The following is a 16428-nucleotide window of genomic DNA, read 5'->3' as shown; positions in this document are numbered from 1 at the left end:
AGGGGACCGGGATCAGTCCGCGCGGACCGGCACGTCCGCGACGGCTCGCGCCGCCAGGCCGATGATCTCCTCGCCGGCGAGCACGCCCGACGACCGCGTGACGAGCAGGTGCGGCGCCGTCCAGCCCGCTGCGTGCAGTTCACCGTGTGCCGGCCGGATGGCGACGTCGGCGGCGGCGAGCATGTCGCGGTCGAGCAGGGAGTCGCCCGCCGCGATCACCCGGGTGGCTCCGATCCGCTCGGCGACGGCCGCCAAGGCACGCTCCTTGCGGATCGCGATCGGGACCGCGTACAGCTTCCGACCCTGCACCGACACCGTCCAGCCCTGCTCGGCGAGGGTCGCCGCCAGGTCGGTGACCGCGTGGTCCGGGAGCTCCGACCGCTCGAGCACGGCGTAGACGAAGAGGTCCTCGGCGCGGTGGTTCCGGAGCAGTGCCGCTGCGGGGAGCCCGGCGAGCACGAGCGCCTCGGCCGTCTCCAACGGCGCCGAGGTCGTGTCGATCTCCGCTCGGAGCGCAGCCGTCCAGTCGTCGTCGGGCCGCCCGTCGTGGAGCAGGACCGCGCCGTTCGTCGTGACCGCCCACCCGGTGGCCGGCAGGGGGAGCCGGATGCGGCGGTACTGCGCGACCGTCCGGGTGGTGACGGGCACGACCGCGGCGCGCTCGGCCAGCGCGGCGAGGGCGGTGTCGGCTGCGCGGGTCATGAAGGAGAGCGGGGCATGCCGGTAGACCTCGGTCACGACGAGCGCCGGGGCGGTCTCGTCCGGTCCGTCGAGCAGCAGTGCCGCGGCCGAGTAGACGAGCGTGCGGTCCAGGTCGAAGCCGACCAGCGCGGTCACGCCGCACCACCTGCCACCGCATCGGCGGACCCGGTCCCTGCCGGGGAACCCGCCACCCGGCTGCCGAGGGGGTGGATGAGCCCGATGCAGCTGTAGGACAGGTCCGGCCGGGTCACGACGGGGACGCCGCGCTCCCGAGCGAGGGCGACGACGTGGGCGATGTCGACGTCGTCGGGGTCGCGGACGAGCACCTGCCACGGCACCCGACGGAGCAGCACCCGCGTGGTCTCACCCACGCCCGGCTTCACGAGGTGCAGGTCGTCGATGCCGTACTCCGATCCGATCGCCTCGACGGTGCGCATGCCACGCCAGTCGACCGCCCGGGATCCCTCTGGTCCGCCGGTGGCCGCCAGCGCCGCGTCGACCCGGTCACGGACGGCGTCGAAGCGGTCGGCGATCGCGGCGACGAAGGCGCGGGAGTGGTCGCGGGGCGCGAGGTCCCGGTACTGCTTGGCACCGTGGAAGGTACCGTCGGGGGTCAGGGCGGGGTTGCGCACGGTGCGGGACACCAGCCCGGACACCGTCGAGTTGAGACAGGCCGACGGGACGAGGTAGTCGTCGCGCGTGCCGTGCAGGGGCGTGCACCCCGCGGGGTCGGCCAGGACGGCGAGGTCGTCGGCGAAGCGGACACCGTCGGACGCCGCGAAGCGGTTCAGGGCCTCGGTGAGTTCGCGGGTGATCGCGCCCTTGCCCGTCCACCCGTCGACGAAGACGACCTGGCTCGGGTCGTGGTGGGCGGCGAGCCAGCGGAGTGCCGTCTCGTCGAGGCCCACCCCGCGCACGATGCTCGCCGTGTAGTGGGGGAGCCGCAGGCCGTGGTGCACCTCGGCCCACCGTCGCACCAGGATGCCGATCGGGGTGCCCGCCCGGGCCAGGGACACCAGGACCGGGCGCGGCCGACCGCGCAGGATCAGCTCGGTGACGATCCCCACGGCCTCGGCGATGCGTTCGGCGGACCGATCGAGGGCGTCCCGGTAGAGCGCCTCGTACTCGTCCGACGGGACGTACTCGACGGGCAGCGACTCGGCGTAGTTCGCCCCATCGAGCTGGATCGCCCGCTCGCGGTCGGCCGTGTCGGCCTCGAGCGCCGCTCCGGCCAGGTCCTGGAGCAGCCAGGTGACGTCGTCGGGTTCGTAGGAGCCGAAGGACGGCCCGGTGAGCGGCCGCGGGACACCGGAGCCGTCGTGCGCGTCGAGCGGCGCACGCACGAGGACGACGGTGGGTGCCGCGGTCAGCAGTGCGGCGAGGAGGCCGTCCGCGCCGTCGAGCAGGTCGCGTTCGGTGCCGGGTTCGGGCAGGACCACGATCGCGTCGAAGCCGTGCACGTTGTACGCGAAGCGTTCCCCTGGGCCGTCCACGGTGGCGTCGTGCGACCGGAAGCGGACACCGGATCGGATCGGCCACGCCGGGTCGTCGAGGACGGCGACCGGGGACCGCGTGGTGGTCGAGAACCGCACGTCGGCGTCGGACTGCCGCCGGATCGCGTCCGCGACCACGAGCGGCGTGTGCATGTGCTCCTCGGTGCCGAGGACCAGGACACGTCGCGGCGCGTCGCCGAGCGCCGCGACGACGTCGCGTGCGATCCCCTCGACGTCGGTACGTGGGAGCCGGACACGGCGTGCCGGCGTGCCGGTGCGGTCGACGGCGGTGGGCGGTGCGGTGACGGTGGTGACCGCTGTCGGACGGGAGGCGCGGGGCGGGGCCGCCACGGGCCTCCCGTCCGACACCTCGCCGGTCTCGATCCGGTGCGCGTCCGACAGGTCTCGTGCGTCCGTCGGTGCGACCGCGTGGGCCGCGACGACCGCGGAGGCGGCGTGTGCGAGGTCGGCCGGCAGGACGACGTCGCCGCGGCCGAGCGCGACCACCGTGACGGGTGCCCCGATCTCGGCCGCGAGTGCCTCGGTCGCCGTGACGTCCGCTGCGGAGCGGAGGTCGATGAGACCGGCGACCACCCAGCGCCGCTGCGGCGCGAGGGCGTGCAGTGCGCGGATCGTCGCGCGCGCGGTGGCGCCGGTGCTCAGCTCGTCGTCGACGAGGACGACCGTGCCGTCGTCGGGCAGCCAGTCGGGGTCGGCGGGGAGCAGGCGGTGCGCGGTCGCGTGGGAGTGGGCCTCGTCGAACCCGGCGGCGGGCACGGCACCAGGCGGGTCGTGCCGGGTGGAGTGCAGGTACGCGGCGCCGAGTGCTTCGGCGACCATCGCGCCGAGCGCGGTCGCCGTCTCGGCGAAGCCCAGGACGAGCGTGTCCGGGTGCTCGGGGCGCAGCGCCGCGAGGTCCGTCCGCAGCGTGGTCGCGGCGCGGTGCACTGCGAGCGTCGCAGGGTCTGCACCCGTGGGTCCGGCGGCGGCGGCCGTGTCGCCGTCCGGAGCGTCGGCGGCAGCGGCCGCACCGACGACGCGCTCGAGCCGGGCGGCGGCGGCGGTGTCCCAGCGCGACCCGCCGTCGAGCACGTCGGCCACCCGTGCGGCCAGTGCCTCGCCGGCCGTCAGGGCGACCGCGGGGACGGTGGGCAGGTGCTTCGCGAGCACCGTCGACACCAGCAGGTGCGCTCGCTTCGGGTTCCGGCGCAGGGCGATCCGTGCGAGGGAGCCGAGCGGCACGGACGGCGCGACCGTCGTCGGCGGCGCGTCGGTGAGGGCGACGCCGAGGTCGGCGGGGGTGGGCGGGGCTTCGGTCACTGCAGGCTCCGTTCGAGCACGTCGACGAACGTCACGTCGGGGTTGGCGACACCGAAGGCCCGCGCGCGCAGGATCGTGCGCTCGGCCCAGTCGTGGTGCGGTCGCATCTCGTTCATCTTGTTGCCGTAGCGGGAAGCGGCGACACCGCCGTCGACGTTCGCGAGGACGTCGGTCGCGTCCGAGAACTCCTCGTCGCTCACGACCGACATGGCGTGCACCAACGGCACGTGCCGGGGGTGGATGACGGTCTTGCCGGTCAGCCCGTTCGCGCGGTCGAGGGTGACCTCGCGGAGCAGGCCGTCGAAGCCCTCGAGCAGCAGCTGGCGACGCAGCGCCAGGTCACCCGCGACCTCGAACGGCGTCGCCCGCAGCTGGGTGCGGAACACCCGGTCGGAGCCGGGGTAGTGCTCCCACACCGGACCGCTGACGACGAAGCCGTCACGGGCCCGTCCCAGCACGTTCACCACGTCACCGATGACCGAGGCGAGCACCTGCACCTCGTACACGGTCAGGTGGGACGGTCGGCGCAGGCCGAACACGCTCGACAGGTCGGTGGCGCCGATGCGCAGCGCCAGGACGTCGCGGCGGCGCGCCAGCAGCAGGTCACGGAGCGCCGCGAGGGCCTCGGTGCGGGTCTCGCGGTGCATGATCGACGGTGACTCGAGGATCGGCATGACCAGCAGGCGGCGGTGTTCGGGACGGCCGGCGTTCAGGTCGTCGAGCACGTCGAAGTAGCGGGATCCGCTGTTCGGGGAGTCCTCGAACTTCGGCAGGACGAAGCCGGTGAGCACGTCGAGCAGACGGTCGCCGAAGCGGTCGGTCAGCCGGCGGAGGTGTCCGGGGTCACGGACCCGCAGGAAGAGCTGCGGCAGGGTGGCATCGTCGGCGTCCTGCTGCAGCGCACGCAGGGCGTCCTCGACGTGGGTCTCGGCGACGGGGAGGTCGGCGTCGGCGACGGAGTCCTCGAGGCAGAGCACGATCGACCCGGCGCCGAGGGCGGTCTGGCGCCGGACGTCGTGCACCAGGTCGGGTCGGATGCCCGGCGTGTAGAGCGTGGCGCCGAGGGCGACCGCCCGGAGGCCCTGGTCGCTGTCGCGGCCGACGTCCTCCGGCGGGTGCAGGAACAGCTGCTCCTGTCCCTCGAGGTGGGCGAAGTGGCGCATGGGTCAGACCCCCGGGAGCGGCGTGGACAGGACGAACCCGAAGGCGGCGAACACGTCGCCGTCGTGGGTCGAGCGAGCGAAGGGTTCGGCGCGGAGTTCGAGCTCCCCGTCGACGACGGAGAGCGCGAGCACGGTCATGGTGTCGGGGGTGCCCTCGGCGACGCCGATCGTGGTGCCGTCGTGCAGGGATACGACGAGCCGCTCCGTGCCACGGGCCATGAACAGTGCACGTCGGAGCTGCCGGACGTGTCGGAGCGACACGAGTGCGACGCCGTCGTCGAAGCCGACGAGGGGACGGTTGCCCGCGGTGACGGCTCGCCGGCCCGCTTCGGCGCCGGCCGCGGTCGTCGCGCCGACGGTCCAGTCGACGGTCTCCCAGGCCGCGCTCGTGCAACCGGTGACGGTGAGCGCGCCGACGGCGGACCGGCGGCGGTCGACGCGGGCCACCGGGTCGTCCGGACCGAGCACGCGGACGGCCCGGGGATCGGGGGCGGGGAACGGGCGGACGCGCCGTGCGAGTTCGGCACGTCGGCGGAGCACCCGCTCCGACGGACCGACGGACGCGACGGGGTGCGGGGCCGCGCCGGCCGCGGGGAGTGCGGGCGCGCTTGCTGCCGGAGCCACGGGCGCGACCGGCGTGCGGGGCGGCAGCGTGGCCGTCGGGACAGGTCGGCGTCGTCGCCGCAGGTAGGGGTGTCCGGACGTCATCGCGCGCGGCCGATGCCGTGGTCGGTGCGCAGCCCCGTCAGCCCGGTGGTGTAGCCCTGTCCGACCGCACGGAACTTCCACTCGGACCGGTGCCGGTACAGCTCGCCCAGGATCACCGCGTCGATCGTGTGGTTCCGGTCGGACGGCAGGTCGAACCGGACGAGTTCACGGCCGTCGGGTGAACCGACCCGGATGGTCATCGACCGGACCGAGCCGAGGTCGCGAGGGGAGCGCGGGTCCGGGTCCAGGTAGACGGCGAAGACGATCTTGTCGACGGCGGCCGGCACGCTGACGAGGTCGACGTCGATCTCCTCGTCGTCGGAGTCGTCGAGGAAGCGCACCGAAGCGTCGGCGCCGTCGAGCTGGTTGAAGAACACCAGGTCGTCGTCGGAGAGGACCTTGCCGTCGGCACCGCAGACGATCGCCATCGGGACGAGTTCAGCGGACGGGCCGCGGCTCGCGATCTGGTCCCAGGCGATGCCCACGACGACCGCGTCCAGGCCGGGGTTCTCGGCCGTCAGCGCCGCGTTCGCGCCCGGGACGAGTCGCCCGGTCACGAGTCGGCTCCGCGGAGTCGGAGACCCGGGTCGCCGTCGCCGAGACGGTCACGGAGGAACCGTCCGTGGGTGGAGAGCTCTGCGATGGCTCCGCTCCTGATCTGTTCGTGCATGTCGTCGACCGTCTCGGCGACGACGTCGAGCTGGTCGGCGAGGGTGCGGGTCGCCGCACTGTCCTCGGTGCGGTCGGCGTCCGGCAGGGACCGGTAGGTCCGGACCGGTGTGGGGAGGTAGTCGTCGACGATGGCCTGGAAGAGGAACCGCTGTTCGGTCGATGCCCCGCGTGCCACCACCGTGCCGGCCGTCTTCCGGAGCAGGTCCTCGACGTGCCGGATCCGCGACGACACGACCGTGGGCAGCTCGGCCCCGGCGGCCCGGACGAAGGCACGGAGGTCGTCGAGGCCCGCCGCGGCCGCGGAGTCGTCGGATGACCCGCCGGCTCCCCGGACGTCGATGCGTGCAGCCGCCGCCGCGGCCACCGCCGCCGGGGTGGTGTCGGTGGGCTCCGGTTCGCGATCGTCGTCGCGGCCGAACAGCGCGCGCAGACGGTCACGCACCGTGGTCGGCCGATCGGGTCATCGGCTGATCGAGCGTGGGTCGTCGCCGGACTGCCGCGCGCGCTCCAGGTAGGGCTTCGCGCGCTGGATGCCGGATTCGAGCGCAGTCACCGTCGAGGCCATGTTCTGCGCGGCTTCGGAGCGGAACGAGTCGATCGCGTCCATCGTCTGGAACACGTTGTCGAACGCACGCTCCAGGGTCTCGACGCTGACGCCGGAGTTGGTCGCCTGCTGGTGGATCCGCGTGGTCTGGTCGCGCAGCATCTCGCTGGTCTGCAGGATCATCGCGTTCGTGGTGTTGTTCACGGCGTCGATCTGGTCGAGCACCATCCGCTGGTTCGCGAGCGCCTGCGCGACCACGACGGCCGTCCGGAGCGCTGCGATGGTCGTGGTCCGCGCACGCTCCACGCCCTTGATGAGCTCGGTGTTGTTCTTCCGGACCAGGTCCATCGCGAGGTAGCCCTGCACCGAGACGGCCAGCTGCGTGAGGATGTCCTGGTGGCGCTGGCGCACCGGGAAGAGGACGTCGGACTCGAGCTTCTGCGCTTCGTCGACGCGGCCGCCGTTCCGCAGCGACTCGACCTTGGTCACCGTCGCCGCGTCGAGCGCCTTCGCGAAGACGGCGTACTCGCTCAGCTGCTGCATGGTCTCCCACAGCTGGACCTTCTCGTCCGCCAGGGTGGCGTTGTCCTTGCGGAGCTCGTCCTGGCCGGCCATCAACGACTTGATGATGTGGTCGAGCTGCGTCTGCGCCGACTCGTACTTCTGGAAGTACTTCGCCAGCTTGTTGCCGCCGGGGATGAGCCCGAGGATCTTCCGGCCGGTGCTGAGGTCGGCCTGGTTCGGGGTCAGGTCCTCGACGGTGGACCGCAGGTCGCCGAGCGTCGTCGCGACCTTGACCTGCGCGCTGTCGCCGGTCCGCTTGGCACCGGCGACCGAGGACTGCGAACGCTCGAGCATCCGCGAGGAGAAGCCGCCGGACCGGGCGATCTCGGCGCCACCGATGGTGGTGATGCCGTCGACCTTCTCGGTGAACGCCGGCGATCGTGGGTCGAGCGTGGCGACCTCGTCGACGAACTCCCGGGCCTGCGCGGCGATCTGCGACTGCCGCTCGGGATCGACCGGCACCATGCCCGGGGCGTCGTCCGGGGTCACGACCTCGGCGGACGCTGCGGGACGGAGGACGAGGGCGTCCTCGGTCGGTTCGATCGGTTCCGGCGGAGCGAGCGGTCCGGGCATGGCTGGTTCTCCTGGTCTGGGTGCGGTCGGCGGGGTCGGTGGGTCAGCCGAGCTGGATGCCGAAGTCGGTGGCGATGCCGGCGAGACCCGTGGTGTAGCCCTGCCCGACGGCACGGAACTTCCACTCGGCACCGTTCCGGTAGATCTCGGAGAAGATCATCGCGGTCTCGGGGGCGGCGTCCTCGGAGAGGTCGAAGCGCACGATCTCGGTGCCGTCCTGGTCGAGCACCCGCGAGTAGGCGCTGCGGACCTGGCCGAAGTTCTGACCGCGGGCCTCGCCCTGGTCGATCGAGACGACGATGACCACGCGGTCCACGTCGGCGGGCAGCGACGTCAGGTCGATGCTGATCTGCTCGTCGTCGCCGTCACCCTGGCCGGTGCGGTTGTCGCCCTTGTGCTCGACCGAGCCGTCGGCGCTGCGCGGCTGGTTGTAGAAGATGAAGTCGGCGTCCGAGCGCACCTTGCCCGACGCACTCAGCAGCAGTGCCGAGGCGTCCAGGTCGAACTGCTCGCCCGTGGTGGTGCGGGGATCCCAGCCGAGACCGACGGTGGCGACCGTCAGGCCGGGGCTGGTCTTCGTGAGCGAGAGGTTGTTGCCCTTGGTGAGGGTCAGTCCTGCCATGGTCGTGCCTTTCAGTCGGTGGGGACGGTCAGTCGAGGACGACGCCGTAGTCGGTCGCCACGCCACGCAGGCCGGAGGCGTACCCCTGGCCGACGGCGCGGAACTTCCACTCCCCGTTGTACCGGTAGATCTCCGAGAAGATCATGCCGGTCTCGGAAGCGGCGTCCTCGGTCAGGTCGAACCGCACGACCTCGTTCGCGGTCTCGTCGTTGACGACCCGGCAGAACGCGCCGCGCACCTGTCCGAAGTTCTGGTGGCGGGCCTCCGCCTGGTCGATCGTGACGACGATCACAACGCGTTCGACGTCGGCCGCGACGGCGTCGAGGTCGATGAGGATCTGTTCGTCGTCACCGTCGCCGTCGCCCGTGCGGTTGTCGCCCTGGTGGACCACGGAACCGTCGACCGACTGCAGCTGGTTGTAGAAGATGAAGTCGTCGTTCGACCGCACGCGGCCGTTCGCACCGACCAGCAGCGCCGAGGCGTCGAGGTCGAACTGCTCACCCGCGGTGGTCCGGGGGTCCCAGCCGAGGCCGATCATGGCCCGTCGGAGGCTCGGGTCGGTCTTGGTCAGGGAGAGGTTGTTGCCCTTGGAGAGCGAGAGGGTCGCCACGTTCGCTGCGTCCTTCCGGTTCAGAGTGCTGCGGTCGCGGGTGCGACGAGGTCCTGCACGGTCCGCCCGTTCGCGCGTTCACCGATCGCGCTGAAGGACCAGCCGTTGCCGGCGCGGGACACCTTGGCCATGACCATCGCGGTGTGCGAGCCGGAGTCGGTCAACTGGTAGCGCGCGACCTCGGGCGACCCGGCGGACGAGTCGTCGACCACCCGGCAGAAGGCGTTCTGCACGTTGTCGAAGGTCTGTCGGCTGTAGCTGCTGATCACGAAGACGATCTGCGCGACCGAGGCGTGCACGGCCGACAGGTCGATCCGGATCGTCTCGTCGTCGCCGTCCCCGGCGCCGGTGAGGTTGTCACCGGTGTGCTGGGCCGAACCGTCCTTGCTGCGCAGCTGGTTGAACCAGACGTAGTCGATGGGAGTGCCCTGCGCGTCGAAGAAGATCGCCGAGGCGTCGAGGTCGACCTCGGCCTCCTTGCGACCGCCGAACAGTCCCCGCTTCGCCGCGACGGCGTCCCAGCCGAGCGCGAGGCGGACCCGCGACAGCGCGCTGCCGTCCTGCTTGGTCAGTGAGAGCGACTGGCCCTTCTGGAGGCTGAGACCCATGGCGATGACCCTTTCGTGGAGTGCTGGAGTGGGGATGCGTGTGCCGGGACCCGGTCAGCGCGAGAGCGTGGCCGGCTCCGAGGGAGCGGGGTGGTCGGCCTTGCGCCGGTTCCGGACGATCGACGAGATGAACGCCGCCAGGATGAACACGACGCCGATCAGGCCGGTGACGACCTCGTTGACCTCGGTCGTGATGGTGACGAGCAGGATCACGGCGAGCGCCCCGATGGCCCAGTGCGCACCGTGGTCGAGGTACTCGAACTCGTCGAGCGTGCCCTGTCGGACGAAGAAGACCGTGAGCGAGCGGACGAACATCGCGCCGATCAGCCCGAGACCGAGCGCGATGATGATCGGGTCGGCCGTGATGGCGAAGGCGCCGATGACCCCGTCGAACGAGAACGACGCGTCGATGACCTCGAGGTAGAGGAAGAGCAGGAACGCGGCACGGCCGGCCACGTGGCCGAGCCGGCGCTTCGTGACGATGCGACCCGCCTCGGCGTCCATCTCGTCGGCGCTCTCGAACGAGTTGCCGTCGTCGTCGGGGTCGCCGACGTCGAACAGGCCGCCGAGTCCGGTGACGAGGAAGTACGTCACCAGGCCGGCGATCCCGGAGACGAGGACGATCGCCTGGTGGTCGCCCGACGTGACCCCGAAGAGTGCGAGGAGCGCGAGGGCGACGACGACGTTCACCATCGGCAGGCGGCCGATGAAGTGCAGCGGACGCTCGAGCCACCGTAGCCACAGGATGTCGCGGTCCTCGAACATGAAGTCGAGGAAGATCATCAGCAGGAACATCCCGCCGAACGCAGCGATCTGGGGGTGCGCCTCGTGCAACAGGTAGGCGTAGGTCCCCGGCTCGTCGATGGGGCCCTTCTCGAGCGCGAGCTGGATCGACTCGACCGGGCTGAGGTGCGCCGTGACGGCCACGATGAGCAGCGGGAACAGCACGCGCATGCCGAACACCGCGATGACGATGCCGACCGTCAGGAACATCTTCTGCCAGAACGGGCTCATCCGCTCGAGGATGCGGGCGTTGACGACCGCGTTGTCGAAGCTCAGGCTGATCTCGAGCACGCCGAGGATCAGCGTGATGGCGACCGCGCTCCAGCTGCCGTAGATCAGCGCCGTGGCGAGGGCGAGGACGGTGATCACGAGGGACCACCCGAAGGTCTTCAAGAACACGTGTGCTGATCTCCTGTTGGTGCTTCGTCCTGCGTCGGTGCGGGACGGATACCGTGATCTGCCCCCGCTGAGATGCTACATGCTCGCGGTGGCGTTGCGGTGGGGCCAGCGACCGTCGGCGGTGAAGGACGGATCGCGCTTCTTGCGCATGTAGTCCTGGAACGACGCCGCCTGCTCGGCGCACCAACCGACCTGCTTGCGGTGGAGTTCCTCTGCCGAGATGCCGAGTTCGTCCTGGTACTTGCCGGCGATGGCCTGAGCGACCCGTCCGGCGGCGATCGCGTCGGCACCGGCGTCGTGGGCGTCGTCGAGGGTGACGCCGTACAGCTCGGAGGCCGCCTCGAGCGTGCGCTTGCCCTTGCGGAAGGTGTCGAGGGCCTTGTCGATCACGAGCGGGTCGACGATGTTCCCGATGACGGGGGAGGCGAAGCCGTGCCGCTTCGCCTCGCGGTCGAGGACGGTCAGGTCGTACGGGGCGTTGTAGATCACGAGCGGGATGCCGCGGGCGAACACGGCCTCGATCGCGGCGATGATCTCCGCGACGACCTCGGCCGCCGGCCGCCCCTCGGCTTGGGCGCGCTCGGTCGTGTAGCCGTGCACGGCCGCTGCACCCTCGGGGATCGCGATGCCCGGGTCGGCGATCCACGCACCCTCGGCGATGGAGGCCCCGGTCATGTCGATGAGGCCGACGTGGGCCGTGACGATCCGTGCCGTCTCGACGTCGACACCGGTGGTCTCGAGGTCGAAGACACCGAGGGCGTGCCACCAGGGTCGTCCGGAGAGGTCCTGTGCCGGGGCAGGGGCCTCGTCGGCCGCGGTCGGCTGCGTCGTGTCCAGCTGTGCTGTGGGGAACGTCACGCGGTCAGGCTAACGGGACGCACCGACACCGCCGGCGCTACCCGACCGGCGCGCCGACGTGCAGCCAGTAGAACGACTGCGTGCCGAGGGTCAGCGTGACCGTGCCGTCTTCGTCGAACGCGGGGAACGAACCGCCGCCGAACAGGTCGTAGAGCGGGCGACCGGCGAACTCCGGTGCCGACACCGTGACGGACGTCGGGTTCGTGGCGAACGAGAAGACGCACAGGACGTCCTCCGCCGACGGGCCGAACTGCTGCCCGGAGCCTTCCCACGAGCGCACGAAGGCGAGGACCGACTCGTTCGACGTCTCCTGCACCTGCAGGGTCCCGAGCCCGAACACCGGGTGGGCCTTCCGCACGTGGATGACGTTCCGCACCCAGTGCAGCAGCGACCGCGACTGTGCGAGCTGCGCCTCGACGTTGACCTGCGCGTAGTTGTAGACCAGCGACTGCACGACCGGCAGGTAGAGCTTGCCGGGGTCCGCGGTCGAGAACCCGGCGTTCCGGTCGGGGGTCCACTGCATCGGCGTGCGGGAGGAGTCACGGTCCGGCAGCCAGATGTTGTCGCCCATCCCGATCTCGTCGCCGTAGTACAGGAACGGCGAGCCCGGCAGCGAGAACAGCAGCGCGTGGATGAGCTCGAGTTCGGCGCGCGAGTTGTCGAGCAGGGGAGCGAGACGGCGGCGGATGCCGATGTTCGAGCGCATCCGGGGGTCGTAGCCGTACCAGCCGTACATGGCCTGCCGGTACTCCTCGCTCACCATCTCGAGCGTCAGCTCGTCGTGGTTGCGGAGGAAGACGCCCCACGCCGCGCTCTCCGGCACGTCGAGGGTCTCGGACAGGATCGCCGACAGCTCCTTGGCGTGCTGGGCGCGGAGCGAGTAGAAGATGCGCGGCATCACCGGGAAGTCGAACGCCATGTGGCACTCGGGCTCCTCGTCGGTGCCGAAGAACGCGGCGGTCTCGCGCGGCCACTGGTTCGCCTCGGCGAGCAGCACGCGGCCGGGGTACTCGTCGTCCACCATCGCGCGGAGCTTCTTGAGGAACTCGTGGGTCTCCGGCTCGCCTTCGCCGTTGCCCTCCTCCGACGCGAACAGGTACGGGATCGCGTCGAGGCGCAGGCCGTCGACCCCGAGGTCGAGCCAGTGCCGGACGACGTCGTAGACGGCCTCGACGACCGCGGGGTTCTCGAAGTTCAGGTCCGGCTGGTGCGAGAAGAACCGGTGGAAGAAGAACTGGCGGCGCACCGGGTCGAACGTCCAGTTCGACTCCTCGGTGTCGACGAAGATGACGCGGATGTTCGAGAACTCCTCGTCGGTGTCCCGCCAGACGTAGAAGTCGCCGAAGGGTCCGTCGGGGTCCTCGCGGGACTGCTGGAACCACTCGTGCTGGTCGCTCGTGTGGTTGATGACCATGTCGATCACGATGCGCATGTTCCGCTCGTGCGACTTCGTGACGAGCTCGCGGAAGTCGTCGAGCGTGCCGAACTCGGGCAGGATCGCCTTGTAGTCCCCGATGTCGTAGCCGCCGTCGCGCATCGGCGACTGGAAGAACGGCGGCAGCCACAGGGCGTCCACTCCGAGCCACTGCAGGTAGTCGAGTTTGCCGATCACGCCCTGCAGGTCACCGATGCCGTCGCCGTTCGAGTCGACGAACGAGCGGATCATGCACTCGTAGAACACCGAGCGCTTGTACCACTGCGGGTCGAGCGTCAGGCCGGGCAGCTGGATCGGGGCTGTGAAGGTCACCGTGCTCCTCGTCGAAGGTCCACGAGCCGCATCGAGAGCCCGCCCCGGACACGATAGGCGTGCGATGCTCCGGGTGTCCGGGGTTTCGGCCGGTTGTCTTCGTAGACTGGCGCCGATGCAACCGCCCGTGCTCTCCCCGTACCAGTCGCTCATGGCCGCCACCCCGGTGGTCCACCGGTCCGTGCAGGTCGACGGCCGCACCACGCACTACTGGGAGTACGGGCCGTCCGACGCGGCACAGACCGTGCTCGCGGTGCACGGGTTCCGCGGCGACCACCACGGTCTCGAGACGATCGCCGCCCACCTGCAGGGCGCGCGCGTGATCGTGCCCGACCTGCCCGGGTTCGGCGTGTCCGACCCGCTGCCGGTCTCGGACGTCGAGTCGTACGTGTCGTGGTTGGCCGGCTTCCACGCGGCACTCGGCCTCGGACGCGACGCCGTCGTGCTCGGGCACTCGTTCGGCTCGATCGTGGTGTCGGCCGCCGTCGCCGCGGGTCTCGACACCCGCCTGCTGGTCCTCGTGAACCCGATCGCTGCGCCGGCGCTGCAGGGCCCGCGGGCCGTCGGCACCGGGATCGCGATCGGCTACTACCGGGCCGGGGCCGTCCTGCCGAAGCCGATCGGCCTCGGGATCCTGCGGAACGCCGCCATCGTGCGCGTGATGAGCATCGCCATGCTCAAGTCGCACGACCGCGCGCTGCGCCGGTGGGTGCACGACCAGCACGACCGGTACTTCTCGGCCTTCGCGAACCGCACGAGCGTGCTCGAGGCGTTCCGGACCTCGGTCACCCACGACGTCTCCGAGTACGCGGACCGCATCGACGTGCCGGTCCTGATGATCGCCGCCGAGCGCGACGACATCACCGCCGTGCCGGAGCAGCGTGCCCTGGCCGCCCGGCTGCGCGACGCCGAGCTCGTGGTGATCCCCGGCGTCGGCCACCTGGTGCACTACGAGACGCCGGCGCCGGCCGCGGCCGCGGTGCTGCGCCGGATGGCGGACACGCGGGGACGCAGTGGACGCGGCCGCGCTGCCAAGGCGGGTCGACCGTCGGGCGCGGGACGGGCCTCCCGGACGACCGAGGGGACGGACGCGTCGTGACGCGCCTGCGCATCGGGATCGACTGCCGGTACGTCAGGATCGGCCGCCATGACGGCATCAGCAGGTTCACCGCCGGCGTGGTGGCGAACCTGCCGGACCGGCACGACTTCGTGGCGCTCGTCCACGACGAGCGCCAGCTCGACTCGCTGCCGCCGGGCCTGCCGTGGGAGATGCTCCCCGCGCCGACCGAGGCGGGGGAGCCGCTCGTCGCACGCCGGGTGAACCGACTCCGGCTCGACGCGGTGTTCTCGCCGATGCAGACGATGGGGTCCCGGGGACGGGACTACGCGCTCGTGCTCACCCTGCACGACCTGATCTACTACCGGAACCGGACGCCTCCGCGGGAGTTCTCGTGGCCGCTGCGCCTCGGATGGCGCGCGTTCCACCTGTCGTGGGTGCCGCAGCGCGTCCTGCTGAACGGTGCCGACGGGGTGGTGACGGTGTCCGAGACCACCGCCGGGCTGATCGCGGAGCACCGCCTGACGAAGCGTCCCGTGACGGTGGCCTACAACGCCGCCGACCCGGCGACGCCGCGTGCGGCCGGTGCGCCCCGCGAGCGCTCGCTCGTGTACATGGGGTCGTTCATGCCGTACAAGAACGTCGAGACCCTCGCGGCCGCGTTGCCCTTGCTCGGGGCGGACTGGACCCTGCACTGCATGTCGCGGGTGTCCGCCGCGGACCGGTCGCGGATCGAGGGACTCGCGGCGGCGGGGGCGATCGTGTTCCACGACGGTGCGACCGACGACGAGTACCTGTCGGTGCTGCGGTCGGCCACGGCGCTGGCGACCGCCTCGTACGACGAGGGGTTCGGCATCCCGCTCGTCGAGGCGATGGGTGTCGGCACGCCGGTCGTGGTGAGCGACATCCCGATCTTCCGTGAGATCGGGGGCGCGGCAGCCGAGTACTTCGATCCGGCGTCTCCGTCGGCGGTGGCGGCCGCGGTGCGGCGGGTCGAGGAGCGGTGGGACGAGGCCTCGGCGCAGTCGGTCGAGCGGGCGGCGCGGTTCCGGTGGCAGGACTCTGCGGAACAGGTCGTGCGGGCCGTCGAGCGGGCTGTCGCGGACCGGGGCGCTCGGTAGGGGCGGGCTGGCGGGGTACCGACGCGGAACGACGATGTCGACGTCGTACGACATCGGTCACGTCGTTCCGCGTCGGCCACGGGACCCGCTGCCGGCCCGAACTACTTCGCCGCGACCACCTCGACGCTCGCCCCGGGGAACACCCTGTGCGTCTCCTCGGTCACCCGGGCGACGATCGGCGGCACCGCTGCACCGCGCCCCGGGGTCTCGACGACGATCGCCTGGTCGGCGGCGCGGTCCGATGGGGAACCACCGCGGGCCCACGAGCACCGGACGGCCGTCACCCCGCCGATGTGGTCGAGGCGGTCGGCAAGCACGAGGCGCTGCTCGGCCACGGAACGGGACTCGGTCACGCCGACCTCGAGGTTGCCGAGGTCGGCGATCGCGACCACCCGCACCCCGTTGCCACCTGCCGAGTCGGTTGCACGGCTGAGGTCGGCGACCAGCTCGCTCCGTGCGGCGGCGTCGAGCGACGGGTCCGCGGTGACCGTCGCGATCGCGTCGTAGCTCGCGAACCCGGTCTTCGTCGCCGGGTGCTGGCGCACCTCGGTGACACCGGTGACGTCGGACGCTTGACGGTCGAACCGGTCGAGCGCCAGGTCCGGCCGGGGGAAGACCCCGCCGATGCCGTTCTGGACGCTGCCGATGATGGTGCCGAGCACGAGAGCGATGACACCGGCGACGACGACGGTGCTGCCCCCGATGACGAGCCAGGTCCGAGCACGTTGCCCCATCGAGCGGGTCTGCACGCTCGCGGTCTCGGGGCCGAAGGCCCGGTTGAGGTCGTCGTCCTGCTGGTCGGCGGCTTGCCAGCCGCCCCGTTCGGTTCCGTCGGTCACCATGTCGCCCCCTGGTTCGGGTTCGTCGGAGCCTAGTCGCTGGTC

The 16428-nt window shown here is 71.4% G+C and carries 16 protein-coding genes; 2 read left to right on the top strand and 14 right to left on the bottom strand.

Features of this window, described 5'->3' with window-relative positions; all coding sequences use genetic code 11:
• Positions 1-12: 12 nt before the first annotated feature.
• From ITJ59_RS12010 to treS, 13 genes are all read right to left on the bottom strand, one after another.
• Positions 13-837, bottom strand: a complete 825-nt coding sequence (locus tag ITJ59_RS12010; RefSeq protein ID WP_194651342.1) for an HAD family hydrolase — start codon at positions 835-837, stop codon at positions 13-15.
• On the bottom strand, positions 834-3515 hold the full coding sequence (locus ITJ59_RS12005) for a phosphoribosyltransferase domain-containing protein (RefSeq protein WP_194651341.1): 2682 nt from the start codon (positions 3513-3515) through the stop codon (positions 834-836). The genes ITJ59_RS12010 and ITJ59_RS12005 overlap by 4 nt, the downstream gene beginning before the upstream one ends.
• A complete protein-coding gene (locus ITJ59_RS12000; protein WP_194651340.1) occupies positions 3512-4678 on the bottom strand; it encodes an HpcH/HpaI aldolase/citrate lyase family protein in 1167 nt (388 codons plus the stop codon). The genes ITJ59_RS12005 and ITJ59_RS12000 overlap by 4 nt, the downstream gene beginning before the upstream one ends.
• 3 nt (positions 4679-4681) lie before the next feature.
• Positions 4682-5302: a hypothetical protein gene (locus ITJ59_RS11995; protein ID WP_194651338.1), complete on the bottom strand. Its 621-nt coding sequence runs from the start codon at positions 5300-5302 to the stop codon at positions 4682-4684.
• An 80-nt stretch (positions 5303-5382) separates the two neighbouring features.
• Positions 5383-5943 (bottom strand): TerD family protein, encoded by a 561-nt coding sequence (locus ITJ59_RS11990; RefSeq protein ID WP_194651336.1) that lies wholly within the window; start codon positions 5941-5943, stop codon positions 5383-5385.
• Positions 5940-6500: a hypothetical protein gene (locus tag ITJ59_RS11985; protein WP_194651333.1), complete on the bottom strand. Its 561-nt coding sequence runs from the start codon at positions 6498-6500 to the stop codon at positions 5940-5942. Before ITJ59_RS11985 ends, ITJ59_RS11990 begins: the two co-directional genes overlap by 4 nt.
• Positions 6501-6518: 18 nt before the next feature.
• On the bottom strand, positions 6519-7739 hold the full coding sequence (locus ITJ59_RS11980) for a toxic anion resistance protein (RefSeq protein WP_194651332.1): 1221 nt from the start codon (positions 7737-7739) through the stop codon (positions 6519-6521).
• 43 nt (positions 7740-7782) lie between these two features.
• Positions 7783-8361 (bottom strand): TerD family protein, encoded by a 579-nt coding sequence (locus ITJ59_RS11975; protein ID WP_194651331.1) that lies wholly within the window; start codon positions 8359-8361, stop codon positions 7783-7785.
• A 28-nt stretch (positions 8362-8389) separates the two neighbouring features.
• Entirely contained in the window at positions 8390-8971 is a 582-nt protein-coding gene (locus ITJ59_RS11970; RefSeq protein WP_194651330.1) for a TerD family protein, read from the bottom strand.
• A gap of 20 nt (positions 8972-8991) precedes the next feature.
• Positions 8992-9579, bottom strand: coding sequence for a TerD family protein (locus tag ITJ59_RS11965; RefSeq protein WP_194651329.1), 588 nt, complete (start codon positions 9577-9579; stop codon positions 8992-8994).
• 54 nt (positions 9580-9633) lie between these two features.
• Positions 9634-10761: a DUF475 domain-containing protein gene (locus ITJ59_RS11960; RefSeq protein ID WP_194651328.1), complete on the bottom strand. Its 1128-nt coding sequence runs from the start codon at positions 10759-10761 to the stop codon at positions 9634-9636.
• Between the two features lie 75 nt (positions 10762-10836).
• A complete protein-coding gene (locus tag ITJ59_RS11955; RefSeq protein WP_194651327.1) occupies positions 10837-11619 on the bottom strand; it encodes a 3'-5' exonuclease in 783 nt (260 codons plus the stop codon).
• A gap of 37 nt (positions 11620-11656) precedes the next feature.
• Positions 11657-13366 (bottom strand): maltose alpha-D-glucosyltransferase, encoded by a 1710-nt coding sequence (gene treS / locus ITJ59_RS11950; protein ID WP_194651326.1) that lies wholly within the window; start codon positions 13364-13366, stop codon positions 11657-11659.
• 115 nt (positions 13367-13481) lie between these two features.
• Between treS and ITJ59_RS11945 the strand changes: the two genes are divergently transcribed.
• A complete protein-coding gene (locus ITJ59_RS11945) occupies positions 13482-14465 on the top strand; it encodes an alpha/beta fold hydrolase (protein WP_194651325.1) in 984 nt (327 codons plus the stop codon).
• Positions 14466-14470: 5 nt separating this feature from the next.
• Positions 14471-15544, top strand: a complete 1074-nt coding sequence (locus tag ITJ59_RS11940) for a glycosyltransferase family 4 protein (protein ID WP_194651816.1) — start codon at positions 14471-14473, stop codon at positions 15542-15544.
• A 101-nt stretch (positions 15545-15645) separates the two neighbouring features.
• On the opposite strand, the gene ITJ59_RS11935 is transcribed toward ITJ59_RS11940, so the two are convergent.
• Entirely contained in the window at positions 15646-16386 is a 741-nt protein-coding gene (locus ITJ59_RS11935; protein WP_194651324.1) for a hypothetical protein, read from the bottom strand.
• Positions 16387-16428: the final 42 nt, after the last annotated feature.

Origin of the sequence: Curtobacterium sp. VKM Ac-1393 (genome assembly GCF_015350995.1) — a bacterium.
Lineage (GTDB): Bacteria > Actinomycetota > Actinomycetes > Actinomycetales > Microbacteriaceae > Curtobacterium.
Note: the sequence above shows the minus strand (reverse complement) of the source record. Positions and strands in the feature narration are given on the sequence as shown.